7 protein-coding genes and 1 pseudogene are annotated in these 10,184 nt (G+C 51.6%); 2 read left to right on the top strand and 6 right to left on the bottom strand.

The window, feature by feature from the left end:
• The 6 genes and pseudogenes from BLV85_RS13185 to BLV85_RS13210 all read right to left on the bottom strand — a co-directional run.
• Window positions 1-1,011: pseudogene (locus BLV85_RS13185) on the bottom strand (hypothetical protein); the annotation flags it as partial.
• Between the two features lie 2 nt (window positions 1,012-1,013).
• Window positions 1,014-1,556, bottom strand: coding sequence for a hypothetical protein (locus BLV85_RS13190; protein WP_090415702.1), 543 nt, complete (start codon window positions 1,554-1,556; stop codon window positions 1,014-1,016).
• Window positions 1,556-2,944 carry an AAA family ATPase gene (locus tag BLV85_RS13195; protein WP_090415703.1) on the bottom strand — a complete coding sequence of 463 codons (1,389 nt, stop codon included), beginning with the start codon at window positions 2,942-2,944 and terminating at the stop codon, window positions 1,556-1,558. Before BLV85_RS13195 ends, BLV85_RS13190 begins: the two co-directional genes overlap by 1 nt.
• 13 nt (window positions 2,945-2,957) lie before the next feature.
• A complete protein-coding gene (gene brxC / locus BLV85_RS13200; RefSeq protein ID WP_090415704.1) occupies window positions 2,958-6,506 on the bottom strand; it encodes a BREX system P-loop protein BrxC in 3,549 nt (1,182 codons plus the stop codon).
• A gap of 14 nt (window positions 6,507-6,520) precedes the next feature.
• Complete coding sequence (locus BLV85_RS13205; RefSeq protein WP_218132848.1) at window positions 6,521-7,132, bottom strand: DUF1788 domain-containing protein; 612 nt, start codon at window positions 7,130-7,132, stop codon at window positions 6,521-6,523.
• Window positions 7,129-7,743 carry a DUF1819 family protein gene (locus tag BLV85_RS13210; protein WP_090415706.1) on the bottom strand — a complete coding sequence of 205 codons (615 nt, stop codon included), beginning with the start codon at window positions 7,741-7,743 and terminating at the stop codon, window positions 7,129-7,131. The genes BLV85_RS13205 and BLV85_RS13210 overlap by 4 nt, the downstream gene beginning before the upstream one ends.
• A gap of 505 nt (window positions 7,744-8,248) precedes the next feature.
• Between BLV85_RS13210 and BLV85_RS13220 the strand changes: the two genes are divergently transcribed.
• Together BLV85_RS13220 and BLV85_RS13225 are read left to right on the top strand one after the other, a co-directional pair.
• The gene (locus BLV85_RS13220; RefSeq protein WP_090415708.1) at window positions 8,249-8,722 is read left to right on the top strand and encodes a LexA family protein; all 474 of its coding nucleotides are present in this window, start codon (window positions 8,249-8,251) and stop codon (window positions 8,720-8,722) included.
• A gap of 2 nt (window positions 8,723-8,724) precedes the next feature.
• Entirely contained in the window at window positions 8,725-10,038 is a 1,314-nt protein-coding gene (locus tag BLV85_RS13225; RefSeq protein ID WP_090415709.1) for a Y-family DNA polymerase, read from the top strand.
• The last annotated feature ends 146 nt before the right edge of the window (window positions 10,039-10,184 follow it).

A 10,184-nucleotide genomic window follows, 5' to 3' on the forward strand; every position in this document is an offset into this window, starting at 1 on the left:
GATTTCGAACCTTTCATGGCGCAGAAATCGCATTATATCATGCACTTGGCGCGCTACCTGAACCGGATGTCGCCCACAGATTCTGCTGACGAGCCAAAAATCTTTTTCAACCACGGAATACACGGATGACACAGAATTTTTATTATCTTGTTTTTCCCCTTCCGTGTTTTCCGTGTGTTCCGTGGTTAAATCTTCTTGTGGTTCGATGTAGTATTCCATTCGCTCTTTCAGCAGCGAATTAGGTCGATTCAACATCCAGAGTCGCCCCAACGAATTCTCGACCAGATACTTCACGATCCAATGCGGGGTAAAAAGCTGGGTGGCGGCGGGGATGTTCTCGGGCGTGATCTTTTTGTTTTTCTTCAGACCGTCGAACACCTCATCCTTTTTCTCGGAGATGTAGAACTGGTAGAGCCAGCCGATCACCTCGACATCTTCGCAGGCGTCCGGCGTCATCGCCTCGCGGGTGTAGGCCAGGATGGCGTTGCCCGAGAGCAGGTCGTCGGGCATCAGCAGTTCGGTGTAGTCATCGATGCGCTGGAACAGGAACGGCATGGCGCGGTGGAAGAAGTTGCAGGCGGCCACCACCAGCAGGCGATAGGCCTCCCCTTGCGGGTCGCGACTGGGGGCTTTGCCGTCGAGCAGGGCGAAGATCTGCTGCCGGACCTTGTTGTGAACCATCTCTTCGTCAATGTGCCCCATCTTGGCCTCAGCCAGAATCTCGGGCTGGAACTGTCCCTCGGCGGGCGACACCACGTCAATGCGGGTGTAGCGGTTCACGTCCATGAAGCGCAGGGCGCAAAAGCGGTTGAACCAGATGTAGGCGACACGCTCGATGACCTGTTCCTTGCCGTGACCCCTGATCGCCTCCTCAAGCTTCTTGATCGCCTCGGCACGCTCGCGCCGAGCAGCGCTGTTCTCGGCCAGCACCAGTTTCAGCTTGGCGGAGACCTGCTCCAGCAGGCTGCGTCGGGCGAATTGAGCGAATTTTTTGAGTTTGGCTGTTTCCACGGTTACACCGCGGCCAATTGATTGAACTGAAGGTGATGGGGCGATGAGATTTTCAAAAACGTCTCCGGTGAATCATGCAGTGGCGCCGATTTGTGACGAGATGGTTTTTTACTGACGCTCAAGTTAACCATGCCAACATACCGATGCGCATAGCCATCAAGAAATGTATTCTCGTTCCAGAAATGCCTTCCGATTTCTTTGCAATAGGAGATTACACAGGAAGCACCCTTTAGCTGCTTAACTATATGGCTGGTATCCTTTGCGCCTGCCTTCAGTTCAACATACAGAATGACTTTCTTCTCTTCGCTAATAATAATGAAATCAGCCCTTTTGCATTCTCCTTTGTCGCCTTTAAAAAAGGACTCTGGCGCGGGAAATTTATCCGCCTTGATGACAATAGCGTCCGATGGAATGTTCCGAATGTACGAAATGGCGTCTTTAACGCCTGCTTCCTGGAGTTTGATGACTGGCTTTCCGTATGTATTTTCATGGGGAACCAACGCTGATTCTAAAATCAGCTCAGAGAGGATTTTTATATCCGACATTATTCATCCTCTCCCCAAACGATCTCATCCTGGATTCGATTCATGTCTTCTATGGTCTTGTCGAAACTCCGCGCGTCTATCCCAAGCTTGCTATCGATATCTGCTTGAACGAGGGTTTGGCATCTTGTTTTCCGCTGCGCTCCATCCAACATAATGAGAGCCTCTTCCGCTATGTACACCTTTACCTTTTTGGGATCTAGCATTTCAGAATCGCTATAATTCTCGCGTTCAGCAAGCGCCATGAGACGTTTTCCTCCTTGATTCAGCATAATCAGCGTATTCAGTTCTTTGATGACGTAGTCGCTGTGTGTCGTGATAAACACCTTTATTCCGATATTGACCAATCGTGCAAAAAGCCGGGCAACCCTCCGCTGATTCTCAGGATGGAGATTCAGCTCCGGCTCATCAACCATCAGAAGGTCGCCCGGGGCGGCCACATGGCGAAGGTAAAAACCGATATCCAGCAGCGAACGTACCGCACTTGAGCTTTCGTCCATGGTCAGTTTTATGCGCTTGCCCTTTGGAACGAAATAAAGCTCATCATTTTTCGTGACGAGGTAATCGCCGCCAATAATATCTGTAAAGTCATTGAGTATTTCAGGATGTTCCTTGGCTATAAAGCTATCCTTCTTGGCGAGCTCCTCAAGTTGGCGCGTGAAGTCGACATTCGACTTAACAGGCAGTGCGTAGTCGGTGTAGACCTTAGAAAGCAATTCAAATGGATTGATATCCTTTTCCATTGAACTCATTTCTTCCAATAATCTATTGCGTGCGAAATTGAGTTCCTTTCTGAAAATTGCAGCCCCGGTTCTTTCTGCGCTGGCAATAAATGGACGCGGGAATAGATGCCCGAAAACAATATCTTTTAGGGCGTCGCCAATGATCCTGCTTATGACTTCCTGAGGTATTCTGACTTTTTCTTTCTCAATCAGCAGAGTAATCGTCACTAATGGTGAATCGGCTTTTTTTGAGATAGAAAAAAGCTGGGTTTTCGCTGCTCCCATTGTGCGATCAAAGATCGGGATTGGTTGTATGTCACTTGAATCCAAATCCACTAAAAATTGACTTTCGGAGAAGTGTTTGTCTGATGAAGCAAAAACATGAGGCAGTTGCTCTGTAAAGGCATTGCATCCATTTTTGAGTATTGTTTGTGCGCGGTCGATATAGTCCTGAATATCCAGTTCAATGCTGCCTTCATTCAAGAGGCGTCGAACATCTCCATCTGGCACTTTGATTGAAAAAACATCTCGCCAGAAGGATAGGAAGCCAAACAATGCATAGGTGGCATAAGTCTTGCCAGTGTTGTTTCCGCCGCAGATTATCGTTAGTTCACCAAGCGTGAACTCAGCTTGCTTGATAGCGCCAAGATTTTTTATCGCAATCTTCATGTCGCCTGCCCTATTAAATTTGAATTCGTTTACCTTTACGGATCTCTTCCAGTAGCGCCTTGCGCAGGGACTCCAGATAACAATCAACATCGCCCTCATCGGCCAGCCAGGCTTTGTCATAGGTGACACGAACCTGCCGATAATGTATGTACTGGATTTTTGATTCGCGAATCTCATCCTTGCTATCAGGCATCGGCTTGCTATGATCATACGACACCGGTGGTACGGGTGCGGGAGTTGCCATTTCAACCATCCTGGCCAGCAGTTTTTGGTAACCCTGATCTTCGAAATACCTCAATCGGTCGTTGATCACTGCTATCAAATGCTGTTGTTCAACATGTTCCATCAAGTCCTGGTATGGTTTGTTCAGCTCTGCCTGCCTGATATCAGGGAGTTTCTGATACTCATCCATAGCCTGCATTCTGTCCTGCAAGACGGTCAGGGTTTCAACAGCACAAATACGAACCTGTTTAACTTTTTCGCTAATGTTTGTCTTCAACAGGTCCAGTTGGTTTTTCATCTGCTGGATTTTGTTGCCTTTGAAGCACGCTGGGTCTTTGAGGTTAGCGACCAATAGCGTCGCCCCTTCGCCTTCGATATAGGCAAAATTGGGCTCTTGGCTCTGAACAAACGAACGGGCTTCGTCAAAGATCACTTTCTGCCCCCCCACCATGAATTTTCGGATCGGATCAATGGTTTGCTCTTTCATGTCGAGCAACGCATCTTCCTGCCGAGTCAGCTCAGTCAGATACCAGGTATAGGGCTTGCCGGTCAATTCCTTGAGTTTTTCAAGCACCGGTGTCAGCGCATTCAGAAATGGATACTGGGACACCTGAGCCGCCAGCGGGGTGAGCTGGTACATGAGTTCCTGAAATGCGGCGCCGGTTTCCTTGCCGAGCGCCTTGGCTTCGCTGGCGCGAGGCGGAGCATCGAAAAAGTCCTCAAAAAACGCCTTGAGGGCACGGACTTGGGACGCGCTAAATTCGACCTGGGGTTCCAGCACCACATTGCCATGGCCATGGGTGTTGCGCAGCGCACGTTCCAGCTCGTCTTCTTCAAGCAAGTTGCCATCCACGCGAACCTCGACCTTGCCGCGAGCGCATAAGTTGGCCAGCGTGCAAAGCACCGCGGCGTAGTACCAGCCGTAGGGTTTGCGTTCGAATGTCTCCAGCAGGTTCTTTAAGGTAGTACGAACACCACTCCGGTTATTGCTCTGAATGAACGCCAACAGCTCCTGCTCGGATTCGGCCAGGGAGGCGGCATCGTTGCCAAACAGTTCCTGCTGCGAATGTTTTAGGTATTGAGCGATGTCGTTCTCGGTATAGGCAATGCCGCGCAGCATGCGCAGATTCGGATAGGCGCGGGAAATAAGTTCATGGAAGCCGCGCAACACACGGGTTTGCGCGTCCTCTGAACCGATTTCTATATCGGCGCCTGCCACGAACAACTTGGCCTTGCTCACCAGGACTTTGACGCGCTGCTGCAGGTCGGCATAGCGTTCCCGGTTCTGGAATCCCTTGTCGGTCAAAATGCGTTTGACTGCTTCTTGCTGGGTAATCGAGATGTTTTGGCGAATGAATTTCTCGGTTCGTTTATACATGAGCATATCGCGCACTAGGCGTTCATCTGCGGGCAGGAGAATGAAAAGTGCATCGATATTGTAGGTAGAGCTGGTACGGATCATCTGCTCATTCTCGGCATGTTCATGGAACGGGCTGATGACATGAATGGCCAGTTCGTATTCGCGTCCATGCAAACGATCATCGAGTCTTTTGGAGAAGGGATAATCCTGGCCCTGGATTCCAGAAGATGAAGCATCGTAGCGAATTTTCCGAAGCTTGATCACATGGTCGAAGATGATCTTTTCAAGCTCGGCGGCGACTTCAGCCGACTCCACTTCGGTATTCTTAATCTCCTGCTCGACGTCTTTTTCCTCATCGGTCAGGTATTCGTAAAGCTCGCCATTACGCTGCACATAGGTCTGCTGTTCCAAAAGGCTGAGGGCTGCCTCGACACGCTTCCTCAGTGCAGGCAAATCCTGATTAAAACCTTCCAGCATCAGCACACACAGGTTCCGGACAGTCGGCTTGAACTCCTTGACGTACTTGACCAGGAAGAGCGTTTTCAACAGCTGGAGCGCGAAGGGGCCATCCAGATGGTTTTCTGCCTGGATAATGGCTTTCTGGATGTTGGATTTCAGCGCAGTGCGAATGCCCTCGAACATCAGATCAAAAGTGGCCAGCTGCCCGACTTCATGATCCCCAATCTGGATCGCTACCTGTTGGAACACCCCCAACATGGAGCGTTCGCCCACCGAGCTGTGTTTACCTTCGAAGGCGTTATGCTGCGACAGATTCTGAATGGCCGATTGAAACAGGGCGAACTGGTACGGAATGAATGGGTAGCTGTGGATAAAGTGATCGCGGTCCTGGAAATTCCGGTATGTGACGGAACCCTCCGCAAAGTCAAACAGCGTTTTGAAGTTATTGGATTGCGCGTGGTAAAGCACTGACAATTGACGCACGCCCTCATCGTTTTTCAACAGCAAGCGCTTCCGGATGACTTCTGCAACATCGGCGCTGGTCAGCTTCATGCGATTGGCAAATCGCGCCTGAATCTTTGAAAAATCATTACCTTGCTGTTTACCCATTTCGCCAACAACCATTCCCATATCTTCCTGGGCGGTAACGATGATCCATGCGCGCCCCCGGCACTTGGTGGCCAGACTCTCGGCGAGGGTCTGGAGATTGGTCATGAGCTTGGTGTTATCGGCAATATATTGACCAACCTCATCGACAAAGAAATTCAACCGGAACCCAGGTGATTGCCGTTCGATGTAGGCATGGACTTGCTCAGCAAAATCCTCAATGGAAACCCGATACTGGCTGCGGTATTTATCCAGCATCCCGGTCGCCTGCGATTCGTCTCCACCAGTCACTTGCGCATAGGCTTTGGCGATATTCTGGCCTTCAAGCAATGCCTGCTCCCGGCCTTTCTGCCAGATCCGTCCTGCAGCCGCTGCATAAGCTGACTTGAACTGTTCATACAGTCCTCGGCTGTCGAGATCGCGCTCAAACTGGGCAATATGTCCATGCTTGCCGTAATAGCCGCACATTTCATCGAAAACCTTGACGAAAACAGCGAGGAGCGCATCGATTTGGGTCTTGCTGATGACATCCGCTTTCTGATCGATATTGAATAAAATACTTTTTGACGGGATAGCAGCCGCGCGTTTTAGGTCGCTACGCAGGATTTCATTGCTGCCACATTTTGGGAGAAACAGTTCAAGCGCCAAAGTACCGTCCACCGGCCGGTTTTCAAGTAATAGCGCCAGCATTTTCAACAGATGCGATTTGCCGGAACCAAAGAAACCAGAAACCCACACGCCATTGGCGCCTTGGTAGTTGTTATAGGCATCCAGGAAGGCTTCGAGCCGCTTTTCAACTTCATTGGTCAGGACGTATTCTTCAATTTCGAGACGAAGGCTTGCTTCATCGTCAGCCTTGATCACCCCTTCAATGGGACGATCAACCGGTTTGCAGAAGATATGTCTCAGAGTCATCAAGCTTCCTTCGTTTATGCTTCGCAGTGAAAAATATTGAACGCCCGGTAGTACTTGTCATCGTGAAGCCTGCCGAAGAGATCCAGTGACGCGCCGGTCGCCAACGAGTGGGTATAGGCTCCCGGGAAAAACATGATTGTCGGCTTTTCCTTCGCAGTGCTCTGCAGGTTATTCAGAACATGATGCGAGCGAATATAAGGAAACACCTCGCCCACCCCGGAAAGAAACAGCACATCAAAATCCGTGCTCGCCAATTTGATAGCAATGGCTGGCACAAGATGGGTTTCAGGATCCAGCACTCCCTGCAACAGCTCCTTGAGCTGTTCTTTGGAAACAGATATTTCCATCTCCAGGATCTGGCTCCAGATATCGCGCGCTTTCAATATTTCAATGGAAAGATCATAGAGATTGATCTCCAGAATCCGGACACCCGCCTGTTCGAGACGGTTGATCAATTGCCGTTGCAATCGCTCCATCTCGAGCGATTCTTCGGGTTTAAAGGGACAGATGAAAAAAGGCACTTCATTACCGAGACCTTGCTTGCCAAGAAAACGCTGGCCAGAGATTACAGCGAAAAGATGCTGAAATCTATCCTGCATGGGCATGCTGGCTATATCTGCCCTCACTTCACCATCCTTTTCAAATCCGATTCAAATACAGGGAAGTACAAAATATCCTGGCGCTTGCCATGAGAAATGAGATCAATCAGCCTTTGGCTGAGCATGGTTGCGTTAATCATATTGTTTGTAGCTAGCAGATCCGCTTCATGGAGCATTTTGAAAAGCACTTGTCGCAATTTGTTTCTCGTGGCTGGCCGAATCTCGTCAAGCTCCGGGTGCCACGCCGATTTCCTATTGAAAAAGGAATCAAAATCATCAAAACTCAAATCAGCCTTCAAAGTGATGTAGCGTTCACGAACGACTTCAACGGCAAAATCGGCAATAAACTTGTACCGTCGGCAAATGGCAATCCATAGTAAATACGCCTGCTCTTGATGACCCGCTGCCATCAAAAAATTCAACTCTTCCGCATTCAGCGTTTTCAAGCGCGAGATAACCTCGCGGCACACCCGCTTCAAAGTGTTCAAAGTTCTGGCCTGTATAACGTTCTTACCCACCACATTATCCCGCACGGTATGCCAGTCACCGAATGCAAGATATAGCTCGGCTAACTTTACCGATTCACGGTGAAAGAGACTCCCGGTTGTAAATGACATGCTGTATCTGTCGTGATTCATTCTCGGCCTGTATTCCTCTATGTGCACTCAGCAGTGTCGCCGGTCTTGGTCCGTGCGGATAGGCTTAGGAGTACTAGCATTGATCACACCAGCTACATCGACGCTTCCTCCCGGAGCGCTATTTTACACGCTCGGGTCCGCATTGGCCGAGGGCCAACGCCTGCCTACCCGGTCATTGCCATGATCGGCCTTGATCTGTTCGGGTATCCTCAAAACCGTGAGATCTCAAGCTCCGGCACCGTCTTACTCCGTCTGTTCTGCCGGGGGCAGCGTACTTCGCACACCAGGCCAATTTGCAATATCCCTCTGCAAGATTTTCAGCAGGATGTATGAAGTGCAGATACCCCTTGTCGGGCTTATGGCGCACCAACCCACCCTGCGCACTGGAAACGGTTCGACGGCATGATTCACAAAATGCTTCATCGATTTGCCCAAGACTTGGGCCGTCAAATTGGGCATAATCTGCAGAGATCTGTCCAAAAATTTTCCACTGAATATACTTGCCATGACTACCGTCGTTCCATACACAGCCAGCGGCAAACTGGCACATCTCCCGCCCCTGCAGCGGGCGGAAGCCGATCCTGTGGCATGCCGGTTGCCGCTCCTCCAGCACCGTGTGCCGGCCGGGTTTCCTTCGCCCGCGGATGAATATGTCGAGAACAGTCTGGATCTGAACACCTATCTGATTCGCAACCGGGCGGCGACGTTTTTTTTCCGCGTGGCCGGCGACTCCATGACGGGCGCTCATATTCACGATGGGGATATGCTGATCGTGGATCGCTCCATCGAGCCCAGGCATGGGCATATCGTGCTGGCGGTCATCAATAACGAATATACCGTCAAGCGTCTCTATTCGGTGGCAGGCGTGGTCGAGCTGCACGCGGAGAATCCGGCCTACCCGCCGATCCGCTTTCAGGAGCACGAAGAGCTGCAAGTCTGGGGGGTGGTGGTGGGCACAGTCGCGCGCTTTAACGTGTAGTCATGCCGATCCACAACACACCGGCCAGCAGACAGCTGTTCGCGCTGGTGGATGTCAATAATTTCTATGTCAGCTGCGAGCGGGTGTTCAACCCGGCGCTCGAGGGTCGGCCAGTCGTGGTTTTATCCAACAATGACGGATGTGTCGTCGCCCGTTCCAACGAAGTCAAGGCGCTGGGGGTCAAGATGGGCGTGCCCTGGTTCAGGATACGCGCGCTGGCAGCGGCTCATGGCGTGCTCGCACGCTCGTCCAACTATGCGCTTTATGGCGACATGTCGAACCGGGTGATGACTATCCTGCGCAACTACAGTCCGGAAGTGGAGGTTTATTCGATCGATGAATGCTTTCTCGGCTTGAATGGCCTGACCAGTCTGTGGCCATCAGTCACTGCATTAGGGCAATCGATTCGCCAGCGTGTGCGCCAATGGACAGGCCTGCCGGTCTGCGTCGGAATTGGCGCATCCAAGACACTGGCAAAGCTGGCCAATCATCTCGCCAAGCAACGGCCGGAATTCAATGGGGTCTGTGATCTGACAGCCATGACACCGCCCCAGATTGATGGGCTGTTGTCGACCATTGCAGCCGGCGAAGTCTGGGGGATCGGGCACCAGACGCGCCAGCAGCTGCATGCAGCCGGCATCGAAACCGTGCAGGCGCTGTGCGAGGCGGATCCGGCATGGCTGCGTGCCCAATTCGGGGTGGTGATGGCGCGGATCGGCAATGAACTATGCGGGCGGTCCTGCCTGGCGCTGGAAGAGATTGCCGCACCCAAGAAGCAGATCATTTCCTCCCGGTCTTTCGGCCAGCCAATTAGCCGTCTGCCCGAGCTGAATGAATCGGTCGCCAGCCATGCCAGCAGCGCAGCGGAAAAACTGCGCCGCCAGCATTCGGTCTGCCATGCGATCCAGGTCTTCATCCAGACCCATCCATTCCGCGAGCAGGATCGCCAATACAGCAACCACATCGCTGTCCCGCTGCCCAATGCCAGTGCTGACACGCGTTTACTGATACGGGCGGCATTGTTCGGTCTCAAACGCATCTACCGGCCAGGCTATGCCTATAAAAAAGCCGGTGTCATCCTGGCCGGCATCGAGCCTGCAACCCTATCCCAGGAAACACTGTGCAAACCATACGGCACCGGTGAGCAACCAGACAAGCTGATGAAAACTCTGGACCAAATCAACCAGAAATACGGACGCGACACAGTCACTTTTTTCTCGACAAGTGTTACCAAACCCTGGCATATGCGCCGGGAGCGGATGTCGCCCTGCTACACCACCCAATGGAGCGATGTGCCGGTAGCGCGTGCTGGCTGATTTTCTCCCGCTGCTCGCAAGACGGCAGGGTATGCAGGCACACTCCACAACCGCTGTTTGTCAAGGTAGTTGTCGTGTTCATCTACACGGCGACCTTTAAGTCACCCCCGTCCTTCTCTGGGTTCAGCCAGACTTGCTCTGGTAGA

Source organism: Nitrosomonas halophila, assembly GCF_900107165.1.
In the GTDB taxonomy this organism is placed as follows: Bacteria; Pseudomonadota; Gammaproteobacteria; order Burkholderiales; family Nitrosomonadaceae; genus Nitrosomonas; species Nitrosomonas halophila.